The 25,718-nt window shown below is 68.5% G+C and carries 28 protein-coding genes and 1 pseudogene; 19 read left to right on the top strand and 10 right to left on the bottom strand.

Features of this window, described 5'->3' with window-relative positions:
* Positions 1–65: 65 nt before the first annotated feature.
* Complete coding sequence (locus EJ105_RS24585; RefSeq protein ID WP_051678766.1) at positions 66–737, top strand: GntR family transcriptional regulator; 672 nt, start codon at positions 66–68, stop codon at positions 735–737.
* Between the two features lie 19 nt (positions 738–756).
* On the opposite strand, the gene EJ105_RS28140 is transcribed toward EJ105_RS24585, so the two are convergent.
* The 6 genes and pseudogenes from EJ105_RS28140 to EJ105_RS24560 all read right to left on the bottom strand — a co-directional run bounded on the left by EJ105_RS28140 (position 757) and on the right by EJ105_RS24560 (position 5,391).
* The gene (locus tag EJ105_RS28140) at positions 757–912 is read right to left on the bottom strand and encodes an aldehyde dehydrogenase family protein (protein WP_431192973.1); all 156 of its coding nucleotides are present in this window, start codon (positions 910–912) and stop codon (positions 757–759) included.
* A gap of 31 nt (positions 913–943) precedes the next feature.
* Positions 944–1,195, bottom strand: a pseudogene (locus EJ105_RS28135) (hypothetical protein); the annotation flags it as partial.
* Between the two features lie 185 nt (positions 1,196–1,380).
* Positions 1,381–1,710: a SorB family sulfite dehydrogenase c-type cytochrome subunit gene (gene sorB / locus EJ105_RS24575; RefSeq protein ID WP_250168397.1), complete on the bottom strand. Its 330-nt coding sequence runs from the start codon at positions 1,708–1,710 to the stop codon at positions 1,381–1,383.
* Positions 1,711–1,721: 11 nt separating this feature from the next.
* Complete coding sequence (sorA, locus tag EJ105_RS24570; RefSeq protein WP_250168396.1) at positions 1,722–2,942, bottom strand: SorA family sulfite dehydrogenase catalytic subunit; 1,221 nt, start codon at positions 2,940–2,942, stop codon at positions 1,722–1,724.
* A gap of 215 nt (positions 2,943–3,157) precedes the next feature.
* Positions 3,158–3,925, bottom strand: coding sequence for a siderophore-interacting protein (locus tag EJ105_RS24565; RefSeq protein WP_250168395.1), 768 nt, complete (start codon positions 3,923–3,925; stop codon positions 3,158–3,160).
* A gap of 23 nt (positions 3,926–3,948) precedes the next feature.
* Positions 3,949–5,391, bottom strand: a complete 1,443-nt coding sequence (locus EJ105_RS24560; RefSeq protein ID WP_250168394.1) for an MFS transporter — start codon at positions 5,389–5,391, stop codon at positions 3,949–3,951.
* A 197-nt stretch (positions 5,392–5,588) separates the two neighbouring features.
* Between EJ105_RS24560 and EJ105_RS24555 the strand changes: the two genes are divergently transcribed.
* Positions 5,589–6,488: a LysR family transcriptional regulator gene (locus EJ105_RS24555; protein ID WP_284145634.1), complete on the top strand. Its 900-nt coding sequence runs from the start codon at positions 5,589–5,591 to the stop codon at positions 6,486–6,488.
* 22 nt (positions 6,489–6,510) lie between these two features.
* Here EJ105_RS24555 and EJ105_RS24550 read toward each other — a convergent pair whose 3' ends face one another.
* On the bottom strand, positions 6,511–7,551 hold the full coding sequence (locus EJ105_RS24550) for a LacI family DNA-binding transcriptional regulator (RefSeq protein WP_250168392.1): 1,041 nt from the start codon (positions 7,549–7,551) through the stop codon (positions 6,511–6,513).
* A 239-nt stretch (positions 7,552–7,790) separates the two neighbouring features.
* Here EJ105_RS24550 and EJ105_RS24545 point away from each other — a divergent pair, with 239 nt between their 5' ends.
* The 9 genes from EJ105_RS24545 (at position 7,791) to EJ105_RS24505 (ending at position 16,322) form a co-directional block, all read left to right on the top strand.
* Positions 7,791–8,576, top strand: coding sequence for an ABC transporter permease (locus EJ105_RS24545; RefSeq protein ID WP_250168391.1), 786 nt, complete (start codon positions 7,791–7,793; stop codon positions 8,574–8,576).
* Positions 8,573–9,355, top strand: coding sequence for an ABC transporter permease (locus tag EJ105_RS24540; RefSeq protein ID WP_250168390.1), 783 nt, complete (start codon positions 8,573–8,575; stop codon positions 9,353–9,355). Before EJ105_RS24545 ends, EJ105_RS24540 begins: the two co-directional genes overlap by 4 nt.
* Before the next feature lie 9 nt (positions 9,356–9,364).
* A complete protein-coding gene (locus EJ105_RS24535; RefSeq protein ID WP_029555401.1) occupies positions 9,365–10,156 on the top strand; it encodes an ABC transporter ATP-binding protein in 792 nt (263 codons plus the stop codon).
* Between the two features lie 82 nt (positions 10,157–10,238).
* Positions 10,239–11,342 carry an ABC transporter substrate-binding protein gene (locus EJ105_RS24530; RefSeq protein WP_250168389.1) on the top strand — a complete coding sequence of 368 codons (1,104 nt, stop codon included), beginning with the start codon at positions 10,239–10,241 and terminating at the stop codon, positions 11,340–11,342.
* A gap of 47 nt (positions 11,343–11,389) precedes the next feature.
* On the top strand, positions 11,390–12,703 hold the full coding sequence (gene hpsN / locus EJ105_RS24525) for a sulfopropanediol 3-dehydrogenase (RefSeq protein WP_029555399.1): 1,314 nt from the start codon (positions 11,390–11,392) through the stop codon (positions 12,701–12,703).
* A gap of 3 nt (positions 12,704–12,706) precedes the next feature.
* Positions 12,707–13,468, top strand: coding sequence for an SDR family NAD(P)-dependent oxidoreductase (locus EJ105_RS24520; RefSeq protein ID WP_250168388.1), 762 nt, complete (start codon positions 12,707–12,709; stop codon positions 13,466–13,468).
* A gap of 23 nt (positions 13,469–13,491) precedes the next feature.
* Complete coding sequence (locus EJ105_RS24515) at positions 13,492–14,487, top strand: alcohol dehydrogenase catalytic domain-containing protein (RefSeq protein ID WP_250168387.1); 996 nt, start codon at positions 13,492–13,494, stop codon at positions 14,485–14,487.
* 258 nt (positions 14,488–14,745) lie between these two features.
* Positions 14,746–15,033, top strand: coding sequence for a UxaA family hydrolase (locus EJ105_RS24510; RefSeq protein ID WP_029555396.1), 288 nt, complete (start codon positions 14,746–14,748; stop codon positions 15,031–15,033).
* A gap of 8 nt (positions 15,034–15,041) precedes the next feature.
* Positions 15,042–16,322, top strand: a complete 1,281-nt coding sequence (locus EJ105_RS24505) for a UxaA family hydrolase (RefSeq protein WP_081837441.1) — start codon at positions 15,042–15,044, stop codon at positions 16,320–16,322.
* Between the two features lie 90 nt (positions 16,323–16,412).
* Here the strand turns inward: EJ105_RS24505 and EJ105_RS24500 are convergent, their stop codons facing one another.
* A complete protein-coding gene (locus EJ105_RS24500; protein WP_250168386.1) occupies positions 16,413–17,417 on the bottom strand; it encodes an Ldh family oxidoreductase in 1,005 nt (334 codons plus the stop codon).
* A complete protein-coding gene (locus EJ105_RS24495; RefSeq protein ID WP_250168385.1) occupies positions 17,414–18,349 on the bottom strand; it encodes a hydroxyacid dehydrogenase in 936 nt (311 codons plus the stop codon). The genes EJ105_RS24500 and EJ105_RS24495 overlap by 4 nt, the downstream gene beginning before the upstream one ends.
* Before the next feature lie 198 nt (positions 18,350–18,547).
* Between EJ105_RS24495 and EJ105_RS28045 the strand changes: the two genes are divergently transcribed.
* From EJ105_RS28045 to EJ105_RS24480, 3 genes are all read left to right on the top strand, one after another.
* Positions 18,548–19,345, top strand: a complete 798-nt coding sequence (locus EJ105_RS28045) for a GntR family transcriptional regulator (RefSeq protein WP_250168384.1) — start codon at positions 18,548–18,550, stop codon at positions 19,343–19,345.
* Positions 19,346–19,699: 354 nt separating this feature from the next.
* Entirely contained in the window at positions 19,700–20,470 is a 771-nt protein-coding gene (locus EJ105_RS24485) for an ABC transporter ATP-binding protein (protein WP_024280486.1), read from the top strand.
* A 61-nt stretch (positions 20,471–20,531) separates the two neighbouring features.
* Positions 20,532–21,356 (top strand): ABC transporter permease, encoded by an 825-nt coding sequence (locus tag EJ105_RS24480; RefSeq protein ID WP_245279425.1) that lies wholly within the window; start codon positions 20,532–20,534, stop codon positions 21,354–21,356.
* A 33-nt stretch (positions 21,357–21,389) separates the two neighbouring features.
* On the opposite strand, the gene EJ105_RS24475 is transcribed toward EJ105_RS24480, so the two are convergent.
* On the bottom strand, positions 21,390–22,142 hold the full coding sequence (locus tag EJ105_RS24475) for a GntR family transcriptional regulator (RefSeq protein WP_250168383.1): 753 nt from the start codon (positions 22,140–22,142) through the stop codon (positions 21,390–21,392).
* Positions 22,143–22,366: 224 nt separating this feature from the next.
* On the opposite strand from EJ105_RS24475, the gene EJ105_RS24470 reads away from it, so the two are divergent.
* The 5 genes from EJ105_RS24470 to EJ105_RS24450 all read left to right on the top strand — a co-directional run bounded on the left by EJ105_RS24470 (position 22,367) and on the right by EJ105_RS24450 (position 25,709).
* Complete coding sequence (locus EJ105_RS24470) at positions 22,367–23,389, top strand: ABC transporter substrate-binding protein (protein ID WP_250168382.1); 1,023 nt, start codon at positions 22,367–22,369, stop codon at positions 23,387–23,389.
* 91 nt (positions 23,390–23,480) lie between these two features.
* The gene (locus EJ105_RS24465) at positions 23,481–24,257 is read left to right on the top strand and encodes a succinate dehydrogenase/fumarate reductase iron-sulfur subunit (protein ID WP_250168381.1); all 777 of its coding nucleotides are present in this window, start codon (positions 23,481–23,483) and stop codon (positions 24,255–24,257) included.
* Entirely contained in the window at positions 24,254–24,598 is a 345-nt protein-coding gene (locus EJ105_RS24460) for a succinate dehydrogenase (protein ID WP_250168380.1), read from the top strand. The genes EJ105_RS24465 and EJ105_RS24460 overlap by 4 nt, the downstream gene beginning before the upstream one ends.
* Positions 24,595–24,975: a succinate dehydrogenase, cytochrome b556 subunit gene (locus tag EJ105_RS24455; protein WP_250168379.1), complete on the top strand. Its 381-nt coding sequence runs from the start codon at positions 24,595–24,597 to the stop codon at positions 24,973–24,975. Before EJ105_RS24460 ends, EJ105_RS24455 begins: the two co-directional genes overlap by 4 nt.
* Before the next feature lie 2 nt (positions 24,976–24,977).
* Positions 24,978–25,709, top strand: coding sequence for a sulfite exporter TauE/SafE family protein (locus tag EJ105_RS24450; protein ID WP_250168378.1), 732 nt, complete (start codon positions 24,978–24,980; stop codon positions 25,707–25,709).
* Positions 25,710–25,718: the final 9 nt, after the last annotated feature.

Below are 25,718 nucleotides of genomic sequence, written 5' to 3'. Positions count from 1 at the left end.
AGGCTTTACGAAGCGGCTATGATCATCCAAGGTTCGTGGGCGAAGAACGGAGCGCGGCACTGTTGATGACGAAGAGCGCAACCCTGGCCAGCGAGGCCTATGGACGGCTGCGGAGCGACATCATCGATGGGGCGATCAAGCCGGGCGCCAAGCTGAAGATTCGCACCATCTGCGATCAGTATGGCATCGGTGCCAGCCCGGTCCGCGAGGCGCTGAACCGGCTCGCCAGCGAGGGGCTGCTCGATCATCGCGACCAGCGCGGGTTCCGGGTCCACTCGGTCACCCTGCAGGACCTCGACGAGCTGATCCTGGCGCGATGCTGGGCCAACGAGGTCGGGCTGCGCAATTCGATCCGCAGCGGGGGGCTCGCCTGGGAAGAGGGCGTGACCGCGGCACTCCAGCGGCTGGAAGCCATCCCGCGCTATCTCTCCGACGACACCACCGAGCGCAATCCCGCATGGGAGCAGGCCCACGGCGCCTTCCATGCGGCGCTGGTGGCGGCGTCGGGGTCGTCCTGGATCAACGATTTCTGCACGCAGCTGTATGTCGCGGCGCAACGCTACCGCCATGCGGCGCGGACCGTCCCGCGCGCCGGCCGCAACGAGCAGGACGAGCACCGGGCCATCGCGCAGGCCGCCATCGCCCGACGCGAGAACGAGGCCGTCGAACTGCTGATGGAGCATTTCCGGCTGACCGCGCGGCTGGTCCGCGCGGCCCTGCGCCAGGATGGCATGTAGACGTCTGTTACGTCGGGCCCTAGCGGGCGGGGCCGGTCCACACCGTCTTGGTGTTGGTGAACTCGCGGATGCCGTAGGATCCCAGTTCCCGGCCGTATCCCGAACGCTTGATGCCGCCGAACGGCAGGCGCGGGTCCGAGGCCGACCATGCCGTTGATGAAGACCGCGCCGGCATCGATCTGGCGGGCATAGACGGCGGCCTTCGCCACGTCCCGCGTCCAGATCGGCGCGCCGAGGCCAAACTCGGTGTCGTTGGCGTGGGCGATCGCATCCTCGGCAGACGAGATGCGGATGTCGCCGCGGCATTCATCATTCTGTTCGTGATGAAGCCCATGCGGATCCGGGCGACATCGGGGGCCTGATCCGGGAAGCGATGAAACCTGAGACCATCCGGCGGGGGCCTCGCCCCGCCGGATGGTTTGCCTGAACGGAAGGGGGCTGGACCAGCGTGGCTGCATCGGCCAAACCTGAAACGCCAGTCGGTGCCGGGCACGTCTTTGCCGGACACGTCTGATTGACATGATCTGCCATTGCCAATGAATGGCCTGGGCTCCCGAAGGATCCGGCGGGCCACCGACTGCTGCAAAGCGGAACACCGGGGCGCGAGGCGGCCGCAGGCGCAAGAGGCCCGCGGCTTCGCCTGCTAGTAGGTCGCCGCCAGATAGTCGACGATGGCCTTGGCGTCCTTCTCGTCGATCGGGGCGCCGTAGACGGAAATCATCTTGTGAACCTCGGCATCCCAGAACGGTCGTCCCATCTTGGGTGGCTGCGTGAGGATGTAGTCGGCCGAATGGCACGCGGCGCAATTGTTCTCCGCGGCCTCGACCCCCGGACCCGGCTTGAAGACGGCGGTCTCCGGCGGAAGCACATAGGACATGGGCTGCGCCACCGCGAAGCCGGCGAAGGTGCCGGCACAGGCCAGGGCGGCGGCGGTGACGAGGGTGGCGGCGAGGGTCTTGGGATGGCTGGTCATCGGAATCTCCCTCACGCGGCCACGATACGGGTGGTTTCGACGACGTTGCGCATATAGCCGGAGGGGTTCCAGGTCGCCTCCATGGGCTGGCTCTTGCCGAGCACATTGGTGGCCCGCACCAGGATCGCGTGGTCTCCCGGCGGCACGGTCACGCTCGTCCGCCATTCGCGGAACGAGTATTTGCCGAGATCCTCGCCCAGCGTCGCCGGCGCGAAGGACTTGCCGCCATCGGCGGAGACTTCGACGCGCGCGATGCCCGAGCCGCCATCGAAGGCAATGCCGCGCAAGGGCAGGGGCTTGCCCGCCGCGACCTTCGCGCCGTCGAGAACGTTCGTGAGAAAGGACCGCACGACGAAGCGGCCGATCGGCACGGTCTTTTCCGGTTTCCCGCCGACGGGCACGCAGGCGCATTCGTTGTCGGGAATGCGATAGGCCGTGGCCATCCAGAAATTGTCGAGCGGCTTGTCGAGCACGGTGATCTGGTTGAGGTGCTTCACCCAGTAGGTGCCGAAATAGCCGGGCACGACGAGGCGCAGGGGAAAGCCGTTCAGCCAGGGCAGGTCGGTGCCGTTCATCTGGTAGGCCAGGATCACCTCGCCATCGAGCGCATGATCGAGCTTCAGGGACTTGGCGAAGGCCGGCGTCTGCGGCATGGCGGGACGGTCGAGCCCGCTGAAGGCGACCTCGACGGCGCCGCTTGCGATGCCCGCCTTTTCCAGCACGGCCTTCAGCGGCACGCCCTTCCAGCGGGCATTTCCCATCAGCCCGTTGCCCGCCTGTCCTCCGCCCACGCGCGGCTGGAAGAAGCCCCGGCTGTTGCCCGAGCATTGATGCACGGCGACGAATTCCACCGGCTCGAACTTGGTCTTCAAATCATCGAGAGAAAGCGAAAGGGGCGTCGCGACCTTGCCCTTGACCTCCACGCGGAAGGCGGTGGGGTCGATGTCGAGCGGAATGTCGGCAAGGTGATAGCGCACGAAGAAGGCGTCGTTCGGCGTCAGGATGCCGTCGTTGAACACGGAGAACGGGGTTTCCAGCTGCGGGGGGCGCGCGGTCAGGCCGATCAGGGCGCGTTTGCCGGGATAGACCACGAGCGGGCGCTCGCCATTGCCAAAGGGAAGTGTGATCGTTTCCGCAGCCAGTGCCGCGAAACGGGACCCCGCCATGAGCCCGGCCCCGGCCCCGAGGGCCATGCCTCCGACCGAACGCAACGCCTGCCGCCTTGTGATCATTCCCCGTTTCCCTTCCCTTGCAGCCCGGTTGGTCCGGGATCTGCTTTCGTCCGGCGTTATCCGAGCTTTTCCGTCCAGCCCGAAGGGCGGCAGGTCGCTCCTGGCACCGATACAGGCCGCCACCCTTGCGCCGGCGACCTGACTCAAACTTCACCGAACCGCCGAAGTGGTCAACATCTGTCTTGTTGATCTCGGCACCGGCACGCGCGGTGCCCTCATTGATCCCCTTCGCTGTCCCTGAAGTCGGTTTCTCCCCGCTTCCAGTACCCGGACATCACGAGCCTGCCGCGCGGGAAGGCGCGGTCGAGCTGGAAGTGCCGGCGGACCGTGCGGACGATCGAGGCTTCCGCAGCGAACCAGACCGCACCTGTATCCGGCGGCAGTTCCGCCCCCATCATCGCCTCGGCGAGCCGGGTGCCGGCGTTCCGGCCATTGCGGGGGAGCCAGGTGATTTCCACGTCGGCTGTCGAGGTGAGGATCTGGGCGTCGGCATCGTCGGGAATGTCCACGAAGGCATCGACGGGAAGTCCGGCCGGCAGGGATTCGAGGATGGAAGCGATGGCCGGAAGCGCAGTCTCGTCGCCTCCGATCAGCAGATGCGAGACGTCCGGATCGAGCCGGAAGCCGCCCCGCGGGCCGGCGATCTGGACCACGTCGCCAAGTGCCGCGTTCTGCGCCCAGGTGGAGCAGGGGCCGTCTCCGTGCAGAACGAAATCGATGTCCATCTCGCACAGCGCCTCGCGGAAATGGCGGATGGTGTACGCGCGTCCGCTCGGCTTCTCGCCGTCGGCTGTCGGCACGAAGACCTTGACCCATTGCGCGGGGCGACGGACGGGAAAGTCCATGAGCGCCGCCGAGGCGAGGGTGATGCGCCGCATGTGCGGGCTCACCTCGATGATCTTGCGGACCTCGGCGATCCTCAGTCGGCGTTCGGGCGGGACCGGGCGTTCGACGCCCGCGAGGGGTGCGTTGTGCTGTTTCATCGGAAGGGTCCTTGGCCGCCGGGTCAGGCGTGACGCCGGCGCAGCGTGGTGAGGGAGAGGAGGAAGGCGGCGGCGGCCATGGACGCCGCGATGCGGAAGGCGAAGCGCATGGCCTCCGTCACGAGGTCCGGGGTGGCGGTGGCCGTATCGCCGGCGACGCTGGCGAAGAGCGCGCCCATGAGCGAGGCGCCGGTGATGAGGCCGAGATTGCGGGCGAGGGCCAGCAGGCCGGAAACGAGGCCGCGCTGTTCGGGGCGCGCATCGGTCATGACGGCGGTGTTGTTCGGCGTCTGGAAGAAGGCGAGGCCGACGCTGATGAACAGGATGGCGACGATGTAGATGGCGACACCGCCATCACGCGACACCCAGGACATCACGAACGCCCCGATGGTGAACAGCGCCAGCCCGATGACCATGGCGAGCCTTGCACCGATGCGGTCGGCAAGGGTGCCGGCCGGCACGCCCATGATGGCTGCGGCGAGGGGACCGACCGTCATCACAAGGCCGACCATGCGGGTGTCGAGGCCGAGCGCCTTCGAGAGGAAGAACGGCCCCAGCACCAGGGTGGCCATCATCACTGCATAGACCAGCACGCTCATGACCATGCTGGTGGAGAGCAGTGCGTTGCCGAACATGGAGAGCTTCAGCAGCGGCGCCCGCGCCTTCACCTGCACCGCGAGGAACAAAGCGAGGCCGACGAGCGCGCCGAGCCCGAGCTGCAGCACGAGCGGGGCATCGAAGCCCTGCTTGCCGGCCAAGGTCATGGCCAGCGCATAGGCGCCGAGCGTCAAAGCGAGGAGGATCGTGCCGAGCCAGTCGAACCGCGCCGCGGGGACGGGATGCTTCGGCGCATCGACGGCATTGGGCAGATAGCGCGAGACCAGAAGGAAGGCGAGAAGCCCGAACGGCAGGTTGACCCAGAACACCGCCTGCCAGCCGAAGGCGGCCAGCGCCAGCGAGCCGAGCGACGGTCCGAGCGCGATGCCGAAGGACACCATGGTGGATAGCACCCCCATGGCGAAGCCGGTGCGCTCCTTGGGGAACACCTCGCCGACGAAGGCGAAGGAGAGCGCCATCAGGATGGCGCCGCCAAGCCCCTGGCCGGCGCGGCCGGCGATCAGCAGCGGCAGGCTGTTGGAGAGGGCGCACAGCACCGAGGCCGCCATGAAGACGGCGAGCCCCCACAGATAAAGCCGCTTCTTGCCGAGCTGGTCGCCGAAACGGCCGACGCCGACGATGAGGGCGGTGACGACGAGCAGATAGCTCACCACCACCCATTGGACGGCCCCGAAGTCCACGCCGAGGCTCTTCACCAAGGTGGGCAGGGCGACGTTGATGATGTTGGTGCCGAGCTGCGACAGCAGGATGGCAAGGGAAAGCCCGGTGAGCACCATGCCGGACCGGATGGGCCGGTGTGCGGCCGCGGCGTGCGGCTGGGCGGTGGGGGAAGAGGTTTGTCGTGTCATGTGGGGTCCTGTCGAAAGCGGCGCGCAGGCGCGTTGAACTGGTCTTTCGATAGGGGGTGGCGTTGTTTGCATACAGTGCAATGTCGCTACTATATGATTGCATCGGATGCACTGATGCGGAGGCGCCTCCCTTGCCTGCCAAACCGACGCGACGCCAAGTTACGCGCCAAGTTGCGCGCCACGTGCCGCCGCTCGACATGAACCTGCTGGTGACGCTCGATGCGCTTCTCTCGGAGGGCAGCGTCGTGGGGGCGGCGCAGCGGCTGAACCTCTCCGCGCCGGCCATGAGCCGCCAGCTCGCGCGCATCCGTCACCTCCTGGGCGATCCGGTGCTGGTGCGGGCGGGACGCGGGCTCGTGCCGACCCCGCGTGCCGAGGGCCTGCGCGAACGGCTGCGCGGCCTCGTGGCAGAGGCCGAGGCGCTGGTGCGCGGCGACGACGAGATCGATCTTCTGAGGCTGGAGCGCACCTTCGTCATCCGCGCCAATGACGGGTTCGTCGGCACCTTCGGCGCGGCGCTGGCCTCATTGGCCGCGCAGGAGGCGCCCCTGGTCCGGCTGCGCTTCGCTCATCAGGACAAGGAGGATGTGGAGGCCCTGCGGGAGGGGCGGATCGACGCCGATGTGGGCGTCATCGGCGCCATGGGGCCGGAGATCCGCTTGCAGGCGCTGTTCCACGACCGCTTCGTGGGGGTGGTCCGGCCCGGCCATCCGCTCGCCGGGGACGTGACGCCGGAGCGGTTCGCCGCCTTTCCCCATGTCTCCGTCTCGCGACGGGGCCGGTTCTCGGGGCCCATCGACGTGGCGCTGGCAGCGCTGGGATTGAAGCGCTTCGTCGCCATTGCGGTGGCCAATTTCAGTGATGCGCTCGCCATCGTGCGCACCTCGGACCACGTTGCCGCGGTGCCGGCGCGGCTGACGGAGCCGGGGCGTGCCGGCCTCCACACCTTCGACCTACCGGTGAAGACGGATGCGCTCGCTGTGTCCCTTGCCTGGCATCCCCGCTTCGATGCCGACCCCGCCCACCGATGGCTGCGCGCGGCACTGCGGGCCGCGTGTTCGTCCCGCGCGCCGGGAGAGACCGAACCGGCCGGTTAGGCGCGCGGACCGCCGGCTGGCTCTATGACGGTTCCCGGGCGAGAGCCGGACTTGTGGCCGGCGCCGTGGCCGATCGGCGGATCACCAGCTCGATGGGCAGCTCCACGCGCTGCGGCTGAGCTTCGCCGCGAAGGCGGGCGAGCAGATGGCGCGCCACCGTGCGTCCCAGCTCGGTGGTGGGCAGATGCACCGTGGTCAGCGGTGGGGCGAGGTGGGCGGCGATTTCCAGATTGTCGATGCCCACGACCGAGAGCGCGCCGGGCACGGCGATGCCGCTCGCCTGGGCCTCGAACAACGCACCGGCCGCCAGAAGATCGTTGCCGCAGACCACGGCCGTCGGCGGCGTCGCCCGCGCCATCAGCTCGGCCAGCCCCGCGCGGCCGCCGGCAAGGGTGAAGGGGGCCTCCACCACGCAGGACGAGGGCAGCTCGATCCCCCGTGCGGCGAGGGCGGCGCGGACCCCCGCGACGCGGGAGCGGGCGCGGTCGTTGGCGTGGGTGAAGCCGGAGATCATCCCGAAGCGGCGGTGGCCGAGGTCGAGCAGGTGATCGGCGATGAGCCGCCCCGCCTTCTCGTTGTCGAAGCCGATGGCGGGCAGGCGCGCGTCAAACGACCAGGACAGAACCACCGGAACGGACGCGGTGGTGAGCAGCGCCCAGGTCTCCTCCAGATGGTCGGCGCCCACCACCATCAGCGCGTCGACGCCGCGCGCCAGCATCGCCCGCACCGCCGCCGCCTCCTGCGCCGGGGCATAATCGTGCGCGGCGACGAGGAGCTGGTAGCCGTTGCCCGCAAGCTCGGTCTGCATGGCCTGGATGGCGCGGGCGAAGATGGCGTGATCGAGGGTGGGCACCACCGCGCCGATGGTCAGCGTCTTGCCCGAGGCGAGGGCGCGCGCCGCGCCGCCCGGCACGTAGTTCAGCCGCGCGATGGCGTCGCTCACGCGCGCCAGGGTTTCCTCCTGCACCAGGTCCGGGCGCGAGAGGGCGCGCGAGACCGTGGCCGTGGAGACCCCGGCCAACTGAGCCACATCCTGAAGCGTCGCCCGCGCCTTGCGATTCATGGTTGTCATCATGCCAGCAGGCGGCCGCGATGAACAGAGATGAATGCGCTTGCAGCCTGTGCGCGCAAGACAGCCACCGCAGTGCAGCAGTGAAAGTCGAGGTCTCGGCCGATCGCTGCTTGACACTCGAGCGCTCGATGATAGCTTTCATGTAAGCGCTTGCATAAGCCGCCGGCGAGGCGGACCAGCAGCGTGCCGATGCTCCCGCAGATGGAGCACGCAATGACGGGAGGAGACAAATGCCGCTCGGGCGCAGGTCCGCCATCGGCGTGACGACGCTTGGCTTGCTGGTGCTCGCGTGGTTCATGGCCACCGGCGCCAACGGGCTGATCTCACCGGGACGCTTCCCGACGCCGGCCGATACGTGGGCCGCCGGCCTCCAGGCCATGGGGCGGGGCTACGGCGACGCGACGCTGGTCGTGCATGTGCTGCAATCGCTGAAGCTGGTGGCGCTGGGCTTCGTGGTGTCGGTGGTGGTGGGGGTGCCGCTGGGCCTCCTGATGGGCACGAGCGCCACGGCCGAGGCAGTGCTGAACCCGGTGTTCATGCTGTTGCGCCCCATTCCACCTTTGGCCTGGATCCCCCTCGCCATCCTGTGGTTCGGGCTCGGGGACACGGCCAAGATCATGGTCATCTTCTTCGCTGCCTTCGTGCCTTCGGTCATCAATACCCAGGCCGGCGTGCGCACCATCGAGCGCCCCCTCATCGAGGCGGCGCGGATGCTCGGCACACCGCACGGACGCTTCATCCGCGAGGTGGTGGTGCCCGGCGCGGCGCCGATGATTTTCACCGGCCTGCGCCTGTCGTTGCAGGCGAGCTGGACCACGCTGGTGGCGGCCGAGCTGGTGGGCGCCCTCGCCGGGCTCGGCCACCTGCTCAACCTCGCCCAGCAGGACCTTTATCCCGGCATGATCCTCGTGGGCATGATCTGCGTCGCCATCTTCGGCGCGCTCACCACCGCTCTCTTGGGGCTTGTCGAGCGCCGCACCCTGACCTGGGTCCGCATCAAGGGAGAGACGGCATGACCGGCGCGCTGGACCCTGCCCGGCGCATGGTGCTGGGCCTCGCCGGTCTCGTCGGCTTCTTCGGCCTGTGGGCGCTGGTTGCGGCGAGCGGGCTTGTGGGCAAGGCCTTCCTTCCCGGCCCGCTGGAAGTGGCCGAGCGGCTGGTGACGTTGCTCCACACCTCGTTCGCGGGGGGCACGCTGCCGCAGCATCTCGCCTCCAGCCTCCAGCGCTTTTCCGCCGGCTACCTGCTGGCGGCGGCGGTGGGCGTGCCGCTGGGCCTGCTGATGGGGCGCTTCCGGCTGCTCGACGACATCGTCTCGCCGCTGTTCGACGCCCTGCGCTTCATCGCCCCGATCGCGTGGGTGCCGTTCGCCGCCTTGTGGTTCGGCACCGGCTTCGGCGGGCCCGTCCTGATCATCTTCTCCGGCGCCTTTCCGCCCTGCCTGCTCAACGCCTATCGCGGCGCCCGCCAGGTTGACCCGCGCTATATCGAGGCCGCCGAGATGCTGGGCACGCCGACCCATCGCCTGATCCTGGAAGTGCTGCTGCCCGCCGCCACCCCCTCCATCGTGGCGGGCCTCAGGATCGGCGCCGGTCTCGGCTGGCAGTCTCTGGTGGGCGCCGAGCTGATCGTGGCCTCCACCGGCGTCGGCTACATGATGGTGCAGGCCCAGAGCGGCGTCGCCACCGCGACGGTGATGGTCGGCATGGCGGCCATCGGCCTCGTCGGCGTCCTCATCGACATCGCCCTTCGTGCCCTCGAGGCGCGCATCCACAACCGCCTCGCGCGAGCCTGAGAGGACAAGATGAGCTCCATCCGCTTCGATGCCGTGAGCAAGAGTTTCGGCGCCGGCCAGGTGAAGGCGCTGGACGACGTGGACCTTGCCATCGCCGACAAGGAATTCCTCGCCATCGTCGGCCCCTCCGGCTGCGGCAAGACCACCTGCCTGAGGCTCGCCGCGGGCTTCGAGTTTCCCACCTCCGGCCGCGTGCTGGTGGGCAATGCCGAGGTGCGCGAACCGGGGCCGGACCGGGCGGTGGTGTTCCAGCAGTTCGCCCTCTTCCCCTGGAAGACGGTGGTCGAGAACATCGAGCTGGGCCTGCGCAACCGGAACATGCCCCGCGAGGAGCGGCGCATCCGCGTCATGGAGGCGGTCGAGCTGATCGGCCTCAATGGCTATGAGGGCGCCTATCCGCACCAGCTCTCGGGCGGCATGCAGCAGCGCGTGGCCATCGCCCGCGCCTATGTGCTCGATCCCCAGGTGCTGCTGATGGACGAGCCCTTCGGCGCCCTCGACGCGCAGACCCGTGTGGTGATGCAGGAAGAGCTGGTGCGCCTCGCCCGGCGCAATCCGCGCACGGTGCTGTTCATCACCCACGGCGTGGAAGAGGCGGTCTATCTCGCCGACCGGGTGGCGATCATGACCCGCCGCCCCGGCCGCCTGAAGGAGATCGTGGACGTGAAGTCGATCCGCGAGGCCGAGGGCTGGGAGCGCTACAGCCGCATCGAGGACGTGATGGACCTCGAATCCTTCGTCCACCTGCGCACCCACATCTGGCGATCGCTCCGCGAGGAAAAGACCGGTGCCGCGCACTGACGGCGTCGAAAAAGGGAGCAGGGCGCCCCGGCGCGCGCTCCAGAACAGGCCGGACCACCGGCAGCACCAGGGAGAGACACGCATGACCAAGGTCAAGGACACGCCGTTCGAACGCCCCGCGCGCAGGCACACCTTCCTCGCGGCGGCGTTCGCCGCCCTCTCGGCAACCCTGGTCGCTCCGGCCGCACCGGCACGGGCCGAGGGGCTGACCAAGATCAGCATCTCCTACCAGCCCTCGCTCTACTGGGCTCTGCCCTTCTACATCGCCACCGAGAAGGGCTGGTGGAAGGAGGTCGGGCTCGACGCGACCTTCGTCACCTTCCCGGCGGGTGCGCCGCAGGTGGCGGCGGCGCAGGCGGGCTCGTGGGATGTGGGCGGCACCGGCTCGGTCCCGGCCGTGCTGGGCGCGGCGCGCTTCGGGCTCGTCACGGTGGGTATCACCAATGACGAATCCAAGACCAACGCGCTGATGACCCGCGCCGACAAGGTGGCGGCGCTGCAGAAGGATCCGTCCGCCCTGAAGGGCCTGAAGCTGCTGCTCACCACCAATTCCACGGCGGACTATGCGGCGCGCAACTGCCTCGCGAAATGGGGGCTGAAATCTTCCGACATGCAGTTCGTCAATCTCGGTCAGGCGCAGATCATCTCCGCCGCCATGGCCAACACTTCCGAGGTGGTGGGGGTATGGGCGCCCTACACCTACACGCTGGAAGAAAAGGCCGGCGCCAAGGTGCTGTGCTCCGGCGCGGATGCCGGCGCCATCGTGCCCGGCGCGCTGGTGGTGCGTCCCGCCTTCGCCAAGGAGCATCCGGACCTCGTGGCCAAGGTGGCCGCCGTCTATCTGCGGGCCTGGGGCTGGGCCAAGGCGCATCCGAAGGAAGCGCACGCCATGACCAAGGCCTTCTATGCCATCGGCGGCGTCGAGGCCTCGGATTCCGCCATCGACCAGGAGTTCGCCCTGCGGCCGACCTTCGCGCTCACCGAACAGCTCCGCCTCATGGATCGCGCCAAGGGACCGTCCGCCCTCGACGGCTGGCTCGGCCGGATCGGCGCCTTCATGGCGGAAGTCGGCACCATTCCCGCGGCGCCCGAGGCCAAGTCCTACGTGGACGACAGCTTCATGCGGAGGGTCGCGGCCGACCCCAAGCTCAAGGCCTTCGCCACCGAATTCGACACGACCAACTAGAGCCCGGACGGCAGGACGTCTCCTCCCCGGCGCCATGGAGCATTGAAATGGCCATCGAATACCTGAAGCGCGCGAGCAAGACCCCCGAGACCGAGACGGGAACGGCCCGCGAGGTCGTCACCGCCATGCTGGGCGAGATCGAGCGCCGAGGCGAGGAGGCGGTCCGCGAGTATGCCCTCAAGCTGGACAAGTGGGACGGCCCCATCCTCGTCACCCGCGAGGAGATGGAGCGCCGCGCCCGCGAGGTGCCCGATCAGGTGCGCCGCGACATCGCCTTCGCCGCCGATCAGGTTCGCCGCTTCGCCGACGCCCAGCGCGAGAGCGTGAAGGACTTCTCGGTGGAGCTTCTGCCCGGCCTCACCGCGGGACAGAAGCTGGTGCCCTGCAATGTCGCCGGCTGCTACGTGCCCACCGGGCGCTATGCTCACATCGCGTCCGCCTACATGTCCGTCGCCACGGCGAAGGCAGCGGGCGTCGGCACCGTGGTCGCCTGCTCCACGCCCTACCGGGGCGGCGGCATCCACCCTTACGTGCTCTATGCCATGATGGTGGCCGGGGCGGATGTGGTGATGACGCTGGGCGGCGTGCAGGCCATCGCCGCCATGGCCTACGGCCTGTTCACCGGCAAGCCGGCGGACATCATCGTCGGCCCCGGCAACAAGTTCGTCGCCGAGGCGAAGCGCATGCTGTTCGGCAAGGTGGGCATCGACGTGTTCGCCGGCCCCTCCGAGGTGGCGGTGATCGCCGACGAGACCGCCGATCCCCTGATGGTGGCGGTGGACCTCGTGGGCCAGGCCGAGCACGGTCACGAGAGCCCCGCATGGCTCTTCACCTCGTCCCGCGCGCTGGCGGATGAGGTGATGCGCAGCGTGCCCGGCCTCATCGCCGATTTGCCGCCCACCGCGCGTGATGCAGCCGCCGCCGCTTGGCGGGACTATGGCGAGGTGATCGTCTGCGACACCCGCGAGGAGCTGGTGGAGGTGTCCGACCGCTACGCCTCCGAGCATCTGGAGGTCCACGCCGCCGACCTCGGCTGGTGGCGCGAGGCCCTCACCAATTACGGCTCGCTCTTCCTCGGCGAGGAGACCACGGTGGCGTTCGGCGACAAGACATCCGGCCCCAACCACATCCTGCCCACCAAGTTCGCGGCCCGCTATTCGGCCGGGCTGTCGGTGCACAAATTCCTGAAGCCGCTCACCTGGCAGCAGATGAGCCGGGACGCCTGCAAGACCATCGCCCAGGTCACGGCCCGCATCTCGCGGCTGGAAGGCATGGAGGCGCACGCCCGCACCGGGGATTACCGTCTCGCCAAATACTTCCCCGGGCACAATTTCGACATGGGCGTGCCGGTGGACGCCTGAGCCATGTTCAATCTGTCTTCCCTGTTCGACCTTTCCGGCCGCACCGCGCTGGTGACGGGCGGAAGCTCCGGCATCGGCCTCGCCATCGCTGCGGGGCTGGGGCAGGCGGGGGCCGGCGTGGTCCTCGCCGCCCGCCGCGCGGCGGAGCTGGATGCCGCCTGCGCCGACCTCGCCCGCAACGGCATCGCCGCCCGGGCCATCGTCGCCGACCTTGCGGCGGACGACGGGGCCGAGCGTCTGGCTGAAGCGGCCGGCGACGGCATCGACATCCTCGTCAATGCCGCCGGCATGAACCTGCGCCAGCCCTTTGGCGCCGTGACGCGGGAGGCCTTCGATCTGCACATGGCGGTGCATGTGCGCGCGCCGTTCATGCTGGTGCAGAAGCTCGCGCCGGCCATGGCGGGGCGGGGGTGGGGACGCGTTCTCAACATCGCGTCGCTGCAATCCTTCCGTGCCTTTCCCAATTCCGCGCCCTATGGCGCGGCGAAGGGGGCCGTCGCCCAGCTCACGCGGGCCATGGCGGAGGAATGGTCCCGGCATGGCATCACCGCCAATGCCATCGCTCCGGGCTTCTTCCCCACCGCCCTCACCCAGGCGGTGTTCGAGGACGCGGCGCGCGCCGCTCACAATGCGGCCCAGACCGCCATTGGCCGCAACGGGCGGCTGGAGGATCTGGTGGGTCCCGCCGTTTTCCTCGCCTCCGACGCCGGGGCCTACGTCACCGGCCAGGTGCTGGCGGTGGACGGCGGCTTCACCGCCAAATAGCGCCCCGAGATGAAAGCCCGATCATGAAAGCTCTGGTCTATACCGGCCCCCACCGGCTGGAGTTCCGCAGCGAGCCCGAGCCCCTGCCCGCCAACGATGAGGTGCTGGTGCGGGTAGAGGCGGTGGGAATCTGTGGCTCGGACATGCACGCCTATCACGGGCACGACACGCGGCGCCCGGCGCCGCTGGTGCTGGGCCACGAGGCGGCGGGGCGCATCGCCTCCGGGCCACGGGCGGGACAGCGTGTCACCGTCAATCCGCTTGTCACCTGCGGCACCTGCCCGGCCTGCGAGGCGGGGCGCGCGCATTTGTGCCCCGACCGGCAGATCCTCTCCATGCCGCCGCGCCCCGGCGCGTTTGCGGAGCTGGTGCGGGTGCCGGAGCGCAATCTGGTGCCCATCCCCGACGATTTCCCCGTCGCCCACGCCGCGCTCGCCGAGCCGGTGGCGGTGAGCTACCACGCGGTGAACCAGGGCGCGCGCCTTCTGGGCATGCCCCTGTCCGCCGCCCGCTGCCTCGTGCTCGGGGGCGGCGCCATCGGCCTTGCGGCGGCGCTGGTGATGGCCATGCAGGGAGCCGCCGAGATCTTCGTCGCCGAGCCCAATGCGGCGCGGCGGGCCACGGTGGAGCGCGCCGGCCGTTTTCGCTGCTACGCGCCGGAGGAAAGCGGAGAGCCGAAGGATGGCAGCATTGATCTCGTGATCGATGCGGTGGGCGCGGTCGCGACCCGCGCCGCGGCCTGCCGTCTCGTGCGGCCGGGGGGCGTCATCGTCCATGCGGGGCTTCTGCCCGGCACGGAGGGGCTCGACATCCGCCGCATCACGCTTCAGGAGATCATCGTCTCCGGCACCTATTGCTACACGCCCGCCGACTTCCGGGCGACGGTGGATGCGCTCGCCTCTGGGCGCCTCGGTTCCCTCGGCTGGATCGAGGAGCGGGGATTCGCGGAGGCCATTTCCGCCTTCGCCGACATCGATGCCGGCCGCACCGGCGCGGCCAAGATCGTCCTGCGGCTCTGACCGCCGACGCGCCCCGGCCGGTCCGGGGCGCTTTCCTCATCCCTAGATCCCATCCCCGCCCGCGGCTCCGGCGCAGGCGCCGGTGCCGCGCGGCCAAGCCCCGCCCTTCATTCAGGCCCGCTCTTCATTCGAAAAACCAGAAAGAACGCTGGGACCCGACGGGCCGCTTGACAGGGTTTTGTTCGAAGTTTTATGTACTATATCTTATATAAGACTTGGTCGACACAGGCCGGCCGAGACGACAAGGAGGAGGCAAGCGTGAGTGCGCCGCAACTGTTGGTTCACGAGAAGAAGGACACCGTGGGTGTCGTCGTGGTGGAAGGCCTGAAGGCCGGCACCGACATGCTGTGCGTGGTGACGCACGACAATTCGGCGTTCCACCTCACCTCCAAGATGGACGTGCCCATCGGCCACAAGGTCGCCCTCACGGACATCAAGGCCGGGGACACCATCTGGAAGTACGGCCAGGACATCGGCATCGCCAAGGCCGACATCGCCAAGGGCGAGCACGTCCACATCCACAATGCCAAGACCAAGCGCTGGTGAGGGAAGAAATGTCCAACATCGCCATGTTCCACGCCCAGACCGCGCCCAACCCCTTCCGCGGCGGCGCGCCCGACCAGCTCATCACCAAGGCGACTCCCAAGGCGCTCGCCTCGGCCGACTATGCCAACGCCACCGTCCGCGGCTGGCGCCGCGAGAACGGCCGGGTGGGCGTGCGCAATCACGTCGTCATCCTGCCGCTCGACGATCTCTCCAACGCCGCCTGCGAGGCCGTGGCCGCCCATGTGAAGGGCACCATGGCGCTGCCCCACGCCTATGGCCGCCTGCAGTTCGGCGAGGATCTGGAAATCCACTTCCGCACCCTCATCGGCATCGGCTCCAACCCGAACGTCGCCGCCGTGGTGGTGATCGGCATCGAGGACCAGTGGACCAACCGCGTGGTCGAGGGCATCGCCAAGACCGGCAAGCCGGTGGTGGGCTTCGGTATCGAGCTCAACGGCGACATCGCCACCGTGGCCAAGGCCTCCTACGAGGCCAAGCGCTTCGTGCAGTGGGCCAACGAACTGCCGCAGGAGGACTGCCCCATCTCCGACCTGTGGATCTCCACCAAGTGCGGTGAGAGCGACACCACCACGGGCCTCTCCTCCTGCCCCACCGTGGGCAATATGTATGACAAGCTGATCCCGCACGGCATCTACGGCGTGTTCGGCGAGACCTCGGAAATCACCGGCGCCGAGCACCTGTGCAAGGAGCGCGCGGCCACCCCGGAAGTGGCCGAGAAGTGGTTCAAGATGTGGAAGTCCTACCAGGACGACGTGATCGAGGCCCACAAGACCGACGATCTCTCCGACAGCCAGCCCACCAAGGGCAACATCGCCGGCGGCCTCACCACCATCGAGGAAAAGGCGCTGGGCAATCTCGAGAAGATCGGCCGCGAGTGCCGCTACATCGACGCCCTCGAGCCCGCCGAGGCTCCCGCCAAGGGTCCCGGCCTCTATTACATGGACACCTCCTCCGCGGCGGCCGAATGCGTGACGCTGATGGCGGCGGCGGGCTATGTGATCCACACTTTCCCCACCGGGCAGGGTAACGTGATCGGCAACCCCATCGTCCCGGTCATCAAGATCTCGGGCAACCCGCGCACCATCCGCACCATGGGCGAGCATATCGACGTGGACGTGTCGGGCGTGCTGCGCCGGGAGATGACCATTCCGGAGGCCGGCGACGCGCTCATCGACATGATCGTGCGCACCGCCAACGGGCGCCTCACGGCGGCTGAATCCCTCGGCCACCGCGAGTTCGTGATGACCAAGCTCTACCGCAGCGCGTGAGGGCAGGGCGGCCGGGAGCGGCCGCCTTCTCCCCCGCACAAAAAGGGCCGCCGGCAGGATATGCCGGCGGCCCTTTTCTGTTTCCCGGTCTCAGGCGGCGGAGCGGCGCTGCAGGTCTTCCAGCAGATCGGCGGGGATGGTGATGCCCTCGGCCTCGCTCACCGCCCGCGCCTTCAATCGCCGCTCGCCGGGCAGGCGGGTGCCGTCCTGCCCCAGGATGGCACCGAGCAGCAGCTCCAGCCGGACGAGATAGTCCGGCCCGCCCAGCCGCACCGGGTCCATCACCAGGAACAGGTGGCCGATGGCGGGGGAGGGGCCCTCCGCGGTGAAGAAGGAGGCCGCCTCGAAGCCGAACTGTCCGCCGGTCAGTGCGGCGGCGAGGATTTCCACCATCAGCACCAGCGCCGCCCCCTTGGCATCGCCGATGGGCAGCATGGTGCCGGCCAGCGCCGCTTTGGGATCGGTGGTGGGATTGCCCTGCGCATCGAGCGCCCAGTCGCAGGGAATGGGATTGCCGCGCTGGGCGGCCACCATGATCTTGCCCCGCGCCACCTTGCTCAGGGAGGCGTCGATGACGAGGGGCGCGGCATCCTTGCGTGGGGTGGCAAACGCGATGGGATTGGTGCCGAACACTCCGGCCTGCCCGCCCCACGGCGCGATGGCCTGCGGCGAGTTGGAGAAGGCGAGGGCGGCCAGCCCCCGCTCCGCCATCTGCTCCACGTGATGGCCCATGACGCCCGCATGGTGCGAGGCGAACACCGAAACCGCGACGATGCCGCTCTCGGCCACGCGGCCTGCGGCGGCTTCGAGCCCGGCGGCGATGGCGGGAAAGGCGAGGCCCTCGCGCGCATCCACCCGCAGGGTGGAGACGGAGGTCCATTCGAGCGCCGGCTCCGCCTGGCCCTTCACCTTGCCGGAGCGGATCTGGTCCGCATAGGCCGGCAGGCGGGAGAGGCCGTGGCTGGCGATGCCGTCCGCGTCTGCCGCGACGAGGGCTTCGGCGGTGGCCTCGGCCGCCGCTCGACTGGCGCCGGCCGCGATCAGCACCGCGCGGGCGAGGGCGCGGGCCGCGTGGAGGGAGAGTTGCTCGCTCATGCCGCCTTCTCCTGAAGCACCTGCGCCACCGCGACGGCCACCGCCTCGCTGACACGCACGTTGGATTCCACGGTGACGCCCGCAATGTGCGGCGTGAGGATGAGGTTGGGCACGCCCTCCAGCGGGCCACCGCCGGGCAGGGGCTCCGTCTCGAACACGTCCAGTATGGCGCCGGCCAGCCGGCCCGCCTTCAGCGCCTCGGCCAAAGCCGCCTCGTCCACCACGCCGCCGCGCGCGGCATTGATGAGCACCGCATCCGGCCGCATGCGGGCGAGGGCGTCGGCGCCGATGAGGCCGCGCGTTTCGGCGGTCAGCGGCACGTGGAGGCTCACCGCATCGGCGTCCCGCAGCACCGCGTCGAGCGAGGCCGGGCGCGCGCCGTTCGCGGCGAATGCGGGATTGCCGGCATCGAGGAAGGGATCGTGGGCGATCACGTCCATGCCCAGGGCCACGGCGCGCCGCGCTGTCTCCCGCGCGATGGCGCCGAAGCCGACGAGGCCGAGGATGCGGCCGGACGTTTCTCGCCCCATCAGGCGCGTGCGCGGCCAGGCGCCGCCCGCCACCTCGGCGGAGGCGTGGTAGGCGCCGCGCAGCAGCATCATCACGCCGCAGATGACATATTCGGCCACCGCCAGATCGTTGGCGCCGGTGGCCGGACGCACGGCGATGACACGGGCGCGGCAGGCCTCCACGTCGATATTGTCGAGGCCGACACCGAGCCGCCCCACCACCTCCAGCCTGGGCGCCGCCGCGAGCAGCGCTCCGCGCACCTGCGTGCGGTTGCGGACGATGAGGGCGCGCGCGTTCTTGAGAAGGGCGTGGAGGGCGTCGGGCTGGTCCACCAGCGCCGGGTCGTAATGGACCTTGTGACGGCCGCGCAGCGCGGCGAGCGCCGCCTCGTCCATGAACTCGGTGACGACGATGTCGGGCATGGGCGTTTCCGGTTGTCGTTTTCGGATATTGTCGTTCTGGGCGCGGAACGAGGGCATTGCATGCGCTTCTATTCCGTTATCATATATAAGATATGAGACTGGCGGGTGTTGCAAGCTCCACGGGGTGAGATGCAAGCCGGGCCAGCCGCACCTATAAGCGTCGGAGACTGACGCGCCGGACCAGGGGGCAAGAGGATCGTGAGCAAGCCAAGCATTGCCGCCGGGGCCGAACCCCGCCGGGCGCAGGAGAGAAGCCCGGCCGGCGCCGCCCATCGCGGCGAGGGCGAAGGACTCGAATCCAAGCCGCTCTACCGGCAGGTCCGCGAGACCCTAATCCGCCGCATGGTGGATGGCGTGTGGGCACCCGGAGAGCCCCTGCCCAGCGAGATCCAGCTCGCCGCGGAACTCGGGGTCAGCCAGGGCACGGTGCGCAAGGCGCTGGACGAGATGGCGGCGGAGAACATCGTCGTGCGCCGGCAGGGCCGCGGCACCTTTGTCGCCCGCCACGACGAGGAGCGCATCCTGTTCCAGTTCTTCAAGCTGGTGGGGGATGACGGGGAGCGCCACTTTCCCGAAAGCCGGGTGCTGGGCATCGAGAGAGCCAAGGGCACGGCCGCCGAATGCGCCGCGCTTGCGTTGGCGCGCAATGGGCGCGTCCTGCGCATCCGCCGCCTGCGCACGTTCGACGGCGCGCCGCTCATCATCGAGAGCCTGATCCTGCCCGACCAGATGTTTCCCGGCCTCGCCGATGCGCCCGTGCCGAACAATCTCTACGGCCTCTATGCGCAGCGCTACGGCATCACCGTGGCGCGGGCGCGGGAGCAACTGAAGGCCGTTGGCGCGGATGCCGATACTGCGGCCATGCTCAATGTGGAGCCCGGCGCGCCGGTGCTGCTGATCGACCGCCTCGCCTATTCGCTCGACGGCACGCCGGTGGAATGGCGCATCAGCTTCTGCCTGACAGCCGGTTTCCACTATCTCTCCGACCTGACCTGATTTTCACAAATCATTGATCCTGTTGAATCTTGCGGTGTGAGGCGGCCGTGGGCGTGGCGCGACAAAACTTATGTCTTATATATGATAGTAGATGACCTTTACAGGCCTACCAGCCTTGTCTATCGTCATGACACCTGAGGCGGCGCGACAGGCGTCCGCAGCCAGCAGGAAGAGCCGAAGAACGGCGGGGCGGATGCGCCATTTCGCTCGCCCCGACCGCGGGATCCCAACAGACACGACAAGGCCTGCCGCCCCGCCAAGGGTGGTCAGGCCCCATGAAGACCGGGAGCAGAAACGACGCCTCGCCAGAACGGCCAATAAAGGCCGCGGCGACAGGTCCCAAGGGAGGGATGCATGGGTTCGCAGAAACCTCTTCTGGAGGTGAGTGGCGTAACGCTGCAGTACAAGACGCCGAATCTACTCGTCACCGCCACCTACAGGGTGGATTTCAACGTTCTCGAGGGCGACCGCTTCATCCTCTTGGGGCCGTCCGGCTGCGGGAAATCCACCCTGCAGAAGGCCGTCGGCGGCTACATCACGCCCACGGAGGGCGAGATGCGCCTCAAGGGGCAGGTGATCCGCGCCCCCGGGCCGGACCGCATGATGGTGTTCCAGGAATTCGACCAGCTCCTGCCCTGGAAGACCGTGCGCCAGAACGTGGCCTTCGCCCTCACCGCCGCCCGCAAGCTGAAGGGCAAGGAGGCGGACGAGCGGGCCATGCACTACATCGAAAAGGTCAACCTCACCAAGTTCGCGGACACCTATCCGCACATGCTCTCCGGCGGCATGAAGCAGCGCGTGGCCATCGCCCGCGGCATGGCCATGGAACCCGACATCCTTTTGATGGACGAGCCCTTCGCCGCGCTCGATGCGCTGACGCGCCGGAAGATGCAGGACGAACTGCTGCAATTGTGGGCGGACACCCGCTTCACCGTGCTATTCGTCACCCATTCCATCGCCGAGGCCATCAAGATCGGCAACCGCATCCTCCTGCTCTCGCCCCATCCCGGCCGGGTGAAGGCGGAGATCAACAGCACCACCGATCCCAAGGACGCCGCGCTTCTCGAGCAGCGCATCCAGCACATGCTGTTCGCCGACGAGGCGAAGGAGATCATCGATGCCTGAGGTCGCCACCCTGAAGGTCATTCCCATCACCGAGCCGCGTCCGGAAATCTATCGTGAGGACATGCCGGCCGACGCCATGACGGTGGTGGAAAAGCCGCTTTCCACCTGGGAGCTGCTCTACAACTGGAGCTTCTTCCGCAAGCTCATCATTCTCGCCGCGCTGGCATTGGCCTGGGAAATCTACGGGCGCGTCCTCAACAACGACCTGCTCTTTCCCACCTTCAGCGCCACCGTTTCCGCCTTCTTCGCCAACGTGATGAACGGCGTGCTGCCGGAACGCGCGTGGGGATCGCTCCGGGTGCTGCTGATGGGCTACGCCATCGGCATCACCCTGGCGGCGGTGCTGACGGCGCTCGCCATCGCCTCGCGCATCGGCACGGATTTCCTGGAGACCATGACCTCCATGTTCAATCCACTGCCGGCCATCGCGCTCTTGCCGCTGGCGTTGATCTGGTTCGGGCTCGGCACCGCCAGCCTTGTCTTCGTTCTGGTGCATTCGGTGACATGGGCCATCGCCCTCAACACCCATTCCGGCTTTCTCTCGGTGAGCCGCACGCTGAAGATGGTGGGTCGGAACTACGGGCTGAGGGGGCCGCGCTTCATCGCCACCATCCTCATCCCGGCGGCGTTTCCTTCCATCCTCACCGGGCTGAAGATCGGTTGGGCATTTGCGTGGCGCACGCTGATCGCGGCAGAGCTGGTGTTCGGCGTGTCATCGGGGTCCGGCGGTCTCGGCTGGTTCATCTTCGAGAACAAGAACATGCTGGACATCGCCAACGTGTTCGCCGGTCTGCTCACAGTCATCCTCATCGGCCTCGTGGTGGAAAACCTGATCTTCCAGACCATCGAGCGCCACACCATCCAGCGCTGGGGCATGCAGGCCTGAGCGGTTTCGGTAGGTGTGAAACTTGGACCGCCCTTACTCAAGGGCGGTCCTGTACTTGAGGTGGGCGGTGAAGCTCTCGCGATATTCCACGCGCCGCCCATCCAGGGCGTGGGCGACGCGCCGCACCTCCAGAACCGGGGCGCCCGTCGCGATGCCGAGATGCTGCGCCATGGTGGCATCCGCCACCGCCATGCCCACCTCGTCCTCGGTGCGCATGATGGTGACGCCGCAGCGCTCCTGATAGAAGACGTACACCTCCTCCACGATATCCTCGCCGGTCTCCAGCCCCAGCGCGGCGAAGGTCTGCGCCGGCAGCGCCAGGCGCTCGTAGACCAGCGGCTGGTCTTTCTCGCTGCGGATGCGCGTGAGCGCCAGCACCTTGCCATTGGCGTCGAGATCGAGCTGCCGGCGCTCTTCGGCGCTGGCCGCGCGAACGGTCTGGGTGAGGAGATGCGCCACCGGATCGAGCGGGCGTCCATCCCCATGCACGAAGCGCAGGAAGCGGAAGCGCGACTTGGCGCTGGAGTGGGGCACCACCCGCGTGCCGCGTCCATGCTGGCGTTCTAGAAGCCCGTGGATCACCAGCTCCTCAGTGGCCTTGCGGATGGTGCCGATGGAGACGCCCAGCTCGCCGCAGAGCTGCTGCTCGCTCGGCAGGTAGCCGCCGGGCTTCCACACGCCGTCGATGATGCGCTTCAGCAGCAGGTCGCGCGTCTGTTGGTAGAGCGGCCGTGCCTCGATGGCGGCCGCCCGGGCGTTCGTGGGGGTGACGGATTCCGATGTCATATATATGACCTAAGACTATTGACACCTGTCTTGCCGAGGGTACTCTGCCCCTGCCGACACTCAATCGGAAAATGGTCGCGCGCCGGATCGAAGCCGAGCGGACATGTCTATCGGCCTTTGATCCCGAAACGAAAACAAGACCGCACGCCTTGAGCGCGCGGCAAAGGCAGCCCCAGGCGTGCCGGCTGCGAGGCGCCAGGGAGCTTGCCACCAGGGAGAACGCAATGGGTCTCTTCTTCAAACGCGCGGCTGTGTTCGCCGCCGCAGCGCTAGCCCTTGTTCCGCTGTCGCTCGCCGCAGGAACGGCACGTGCGGAAACCGGAACGGTCCGCCTCGCCAAGCAGTTCGGCATCTCCTATCTGCCGATGACGGTGATGGAGGAGCTGAACCTCATCGAGAAGCAGGCGAGCGCCAAGGGCTTCGCGCTGAAGACCGAATGGCTGCGCTTCACCGGCGGCTCGGGCATGAACGAGGCCCTCATCTCCGGCAATCTCGATATTGCCGCCGGCGGCGTCGGGCCGATGCTCACCATCTGGGCCCGCACGCGCGGCAATCTCAAGGTCAAGGGCATCGCGGCGCTGAACGCCATGCCGCTCTACCTCGTCTCGGTGAACCCGAACGTGAAGACCATCAAGGACTTCACCTCCGCCGACAAGATCGCCCTGCCGGCGGTGAAGACCTCCATCCAGGCGGTGACGCTGCAGATGGCCGCCGAGCAGGCCTTCGGCACGGGCCAGCAGAACAAGCTGGATTCCCTCACCGTCTCGATGGGCCACCCGGATGCCCAGCTCACCATGATGGGCGGCAAGTCCGAGGTCACCGCGCATTTCGGCTCTTCCCCCTTCCAGGAGCTGGAGCTGAAGGACCCGCGCGCCCACAAGGTGCTGGACAGCTATCAGGTGCTCGGCGGGCCGCACACCTTCAACGTCATCTGGGCCACCGAGAAGTTCGCCACCGAGAACCCCAAGGCCCTCGCCGCCGTCCTCGCCGCGTTGGAGGAGGCCAATGCCCTGATCCGCAAGGATCCTGCCGCCATGGCCGCGCTGTGGATCAAGGCCGAGGGCTCCAAGATGAGCGTTGACGAGGCGGTGGCCATCATCAAGTCGCCGGAGAACGAGTGGACCACCACCCCGAAGAAGGTGCTGTCCTATCTCGACTACATGCACCGGGCCGGCCTCGTCGGCGCCACCACCAAGGACTGGAAGGACATCTTCTTCCCCGCCATCCACGGTGCGCCGGGGGGCTGAAGATCGCCTTGGCCGGGCGCGCGGCCATCGCGTGCCTTCCCGTCGCGGGCGGCAGCCTGCGGCGTCTCAAGAAGCCTTCAGGACGAACGACATGACCAGCACGAGCCAGAACGGGCGGCCGGCGGCAGCGCAGGCCGAGGAGACCCTGCGCGTCCGCGTGTGGCGCGGCCAGGCCGACGGCGCCTTCGAGGACTTCGCGGTGCCGCGCCGCGCCAGCCAGACCGTTCTCGACGTGGTGACGGAGATCCAGCGCGCGCAGGACCCGACGCTCTCCTACCGCTTCGCCTGCCGGGTCGGCATGTGCGGCTCCTGCGCGATGGTGGTGAACGGGCGGCCGCGCTGGACCTGCCGCACCCGGGTTTCCGAGGCTCTGGACGGCGACATCCTTGTGCTGGAGCCCCTGCGCAACCTGCCGATCGTGAAGGATCTGACCGTCGACATGGTCCCCTTCTTCGAGAAATGGCGCGGCGCCCACGGCGCCTTCGAGCCGGGCGAGGCCCCGCCTGCGGATTTCGCGCCGGTGCGGCCCGACAGCCCGAAGCGGAAGGCCGCCGACGCCGGCGTCGAATGCATCAATTGCGGCGTGTGCTATTCCGCCTGCGACGTGGTGGCCTGGAACAAGGACTATCTCGGTCCCGCCGCCCTCAACCGCGCCTGGACTCTGGTGAATGACGAGCGCGACCGGGGCAATGCGGCGCGGCTCGCCGCCGTGTCCGGGGACGTGGGCTGCCACTCCTGCCACAGCCACATGAGCTGCACCGAGTTCTGCCCCAAGGATCTGGCGCCCACCTACGCCATCGCGGGCCTCAAGCGCGCCACCGCGCCCTCGCCCCTGGGCCGCCTCCTCGCGCTGCTGGTGAAGTCATGAATCCCCTTCTCTACATGGCCCAGCGCGGCACGGCCGCGGTGCTGGCGCTCGCGGTGGCGCTGCACCTCGCCACCATGGTGCACGCCGTTCGCGGCGGGCTCAGCGCGGCGGAAATCCTGTCGCGGACGGCGGGCAACGGCTGGTTTCTCGCGTTTTACTGTGTGTTCGTCTGCGCCGCCGCCATTCACGCCCCCATCGGCCTGCGCAGCGTAATCCGTGAATGGACCGGCTGGCGCTCGCGCTCCCTCGACATGGCCATGCTGGCCTTCGCTGCCGCCATCCTGGTGCTGGGGCTGCGTGCTGCGCTGGCGGTCTATCAGCCGGGAGGACTGGTGCCGTGAAGCCGTCCACCCTCACCTCCACGACCCGCCCCGGCCTGCGCGAGGCTGCCCACCTGAAGCCGGGCTTCATCGCGGCGCTGCTCCATCGCCTGTCGGGCGTGGCGCTGGCGGTGTTCCTGCCCATGCACTTCATCGCGCTAGGCACCGCACTCTCGGGCGCCAACGCGCTCGACAGCTTCCTGTCCGTCACCCACAGCCCGCTGGTGAAGATCGCCGAATGGGGCCTCGTGAGCGCCCTTGCCGTGCACATGGCGCTTGGCCTCCGGGTGCTGGCCATCGAGTGGTTCTCCTTCCGTGGCCACACCGCCGGGGTGGTGGCGGGTGCCATCGCGGCAGGCCTCGCCGTGGGGCTCCTCTTCCTGCTGAGCGGGTGGTGAGCATGCTCGGCATTCCGCTCGCGACCCTTTCCATTCTCTGGGCCGGCGCCTTTCTCGGTGCGCTGGCGGCGGGCGGGGCAGGCTTTGCCTTCGCCCTTGCCGCATCCGCCATCTGGCTGCACGCGCTGGACCCGATCCAGACCACCGCGCTGATCGTCGCCTGCGGCAGTATCCTGCATCTCACGCTGGTCTGGCCCATCCGCCGGTCCATCGACGGGGTGCGCCTCGCGCCCTTCCTCGTGGGCGCGCTGGTGGGAGTGCCGCTGGGCGTCCTGGTGCTCACGGCGGTGAACCCCGCCCCGCTGAAGCTCGCCTTGGGCCTCGGCATGGCGGCCTATGCCCTCTACGCGCTCCTCGCCCCGCGCCTTCCGGTGATCGGCGGGGGCGGCCGGTGGGCCAATGCGGGCATCGGTTTCGTGGGCGGCATCCTCGGCGGCCTCGGCGGCTACTCGGGGGTGGTCCCCACCATCTGGACCCAGCTGCGCGGCTGGCCGAAGGAGGTGGCGCGCGGGGTGTACCAGCCCTTCATCCTGTTCGCGCATGTGGTGACGCTGGCAGCCGTGGGGGTGGTGGGCATCGACGGGCGATCCTGGCTGCTCATCGTCCTGGCCCTGCCGCCGCTCGCCATCGGCGCCGTGCTCGGCCTCCAGATCTACGGCCGCCTGAACGAGAAGGCATTCAAGCAGATGCTGTCGCTGATGATCCTGCTCTCGGGTCTGGCGCTGGTCTTCTAGGAGCACCCC

This window comes from Xanthobacter aminoxidans, assembly GCF_023571765.1.
Taxonomy (GTDB): Bacteria; Pseudomonadota; Alphaproteobacteria; order Rhizobiales; family Xanthobacteraceae; genus Xanthobacter; species Xanthobacter aminoxidans.
This window is presented reverse-complemented; position numbering and strand designations above follow the sequence as displayed.

Excerpts from the sequence above, each read along its gene's own strand:
- EJ105_RS24585 (WP_051678766.1), top strand. The coding sequence starts at position 66 with ATGACGAAGAGCGCAACCCTGGCCAGCGAGGCCTATGGACGGCTGCGG.
- EJ105_RS28140 (WP_431192973.1), bottom strand. The coding sequence starts at position 912 with ATGCCGGCGCGGTCTTCATCAACGGCATGGTCGGCCTCGGACCCGCGC.
- sorB (WP_250168397.1), bottom strand. The coding sequence starts at position 1,710 with ATGACCAGCCATCCCAAGACCCTCGCCGCCACCCTCGTCACCGCCGCC.
- sorA (WP_250168396.1), bottom strand. The coding sequence starts at position 2,942 with ATGATCACAAGGCGGCAGGCGTTGCGTTCGGTCGGAGGCATGGCCCTC.
- EJ105_RS24565 (WP_250168395.1), bottom strand. The coding sequence starts at position 3,925 with ATGAAACAGCACAACGCACCCCTCGCGGGCGTCGAACGCCCGGTCCCG.
- EJ105_RS24560 (WP_250168394.1), bottom strand. The coding sequence starts at position 5,391 with ATGACACGACAAACCTCTTCCCCCACCGCCCAGCCGCACGCCGCGGCC.
- EJ105_RS24555 (WP_284145634.1), top strand. The coding sequence starts at position 5,589 with ATGAACCTGCTGGTGACGCTCGATGCGCTTCTCTCGGAGGGCAGCGTC.
- EJ105_RS24550 (WP_250168392.1), bottom strand. The coding sequence starts at position 7,551 with ATGAATCGCAAGGCGCGGGCGACGCTTCAGGATGTGGCTCAGTTGGCC.
- EJ105_RS24545 (WP_250168391.1), top strand. The coding sequence starts at position 7,791 with ATGCCGCTCGGGCGCAGGTCCGCCATCGGCGTGACGACGCTTGGCTTG.
- EJ105_RS24540 (WP_250168390.1), top strand. The coding sequence starts at position 8,573 with ATGACCGGCGCGCTGGACCCTGCCCGGCGCATGGTGCTGGGCCTCGCC.
- EJ105_RS24535 (WP_029555401.1), top strand. The coding sequence starts at position 9,365 with ATGAGCTCCATCCGCTTCGATGCCGTGAGCAAGAGTTTCGGCGCCGGC.
- EJ105_RS24530 (WP_250168389.1), top strand. The coding sequence starts at position 10,239 with ATGACCAAGGTCAAGGACACGCCGTTCGAACGCCCCGCGCGCAGGCAC.
- hpsN (WP_029555399.1), top strand. The coding sequence starts at position 11,390 with ATGGCCATCGAATACCTGAAGCGCGCGAGCAAGACCCCCGAGACCGAG.
- EJ105_RS24520 (WP_250168388.1), top strand. The coding sequence starts at position 12,707 with ATGTTCAATCTGTCTTCCCTGTTCGACCTTTCCGGCCGCACCGCGCTG.
- EJ105_RS24515 (WP_250168387.1), top strand. The coding sequence starts at position 13,492 with ATGAAAGCTCTGGTCTATACCGGCCCCCACCGGCTGGAGTTCCGCAGC.
- EJ105_RS24505 (WP_081837441.1), top strand. The coding sequence starts at position 15,042 with ATGTCCAACATCGCCATGTTCCACGCCCAGACCGCGCCCAACCCCTTC.
- EJ105_RS24500 (WP_250168386.1), bottom strand. The coding sequence starts at position 17,417 with ATGAGCGAGCAACTCTCCCTCCACGCGGCCCGCGCCCTCGCCCGCGCG.
- EJ105_RS24495 (WP_250168385.1), bottom strand. The coding sequence starts at position 18,349 with ATGCCCGACATCGTCGTCACCGAGTTCATGGACGAGGCGGCGCTCGCC.
- EJ105_RS24485 (WP_024280486.1), top strand. The coding sequence starts at position 19,700 with ATGGGTTCGCAGAAACCTCTTCTGGAGGTGAGTGGCGTAACGCTGCAG.
- EJ105_RS24480 (WP_245279425.1), top strand. The coding sequence starts at position 20,532 with ATGCCGGCCGACGCCATGACGGTGGTGGAAAAGCCGCTTTCCACCTGG.
- EJ105_RS24475 (WP_250168383.1), bottom strand. The coding sequence starts at position 22,142 with ATGACATCGGAATCCGTCACCCCCACGAACGCCCGGGCGGCCGCCATC.
- EJ105_RS24470 (WP_250168382.1), top strand. The coding sequence starts at position 22,367 with ATGGGTCTCTTCTTCAAACGCGCGGCTGTGTTCGCCGCCGCAGCGCTA.
- EJ105_RS24465 (WP_250168381.1), top strand. The coding sequence starts at position 23,481 with ATGACCAGCACGAGCCAGAACGGGCGGCCGGCGGCAGCGCAGGCCGAG.
- EJ105_RS24460 (WP_250168380.1), top strand. The coding sequence starts at position 24,254 with ATGAATCCCCTTCTCTACATGGCCCAGCGCGGCACGGCCGCGGTGCTG.
- EJ105_RS24450 (WP_250168378.1), top strand. The coding sequence starts at position 24,978 with ATGCTCGGCATTCCGCTCGCGACCCTTTCCATTCTCTGGGCCGGCGCC.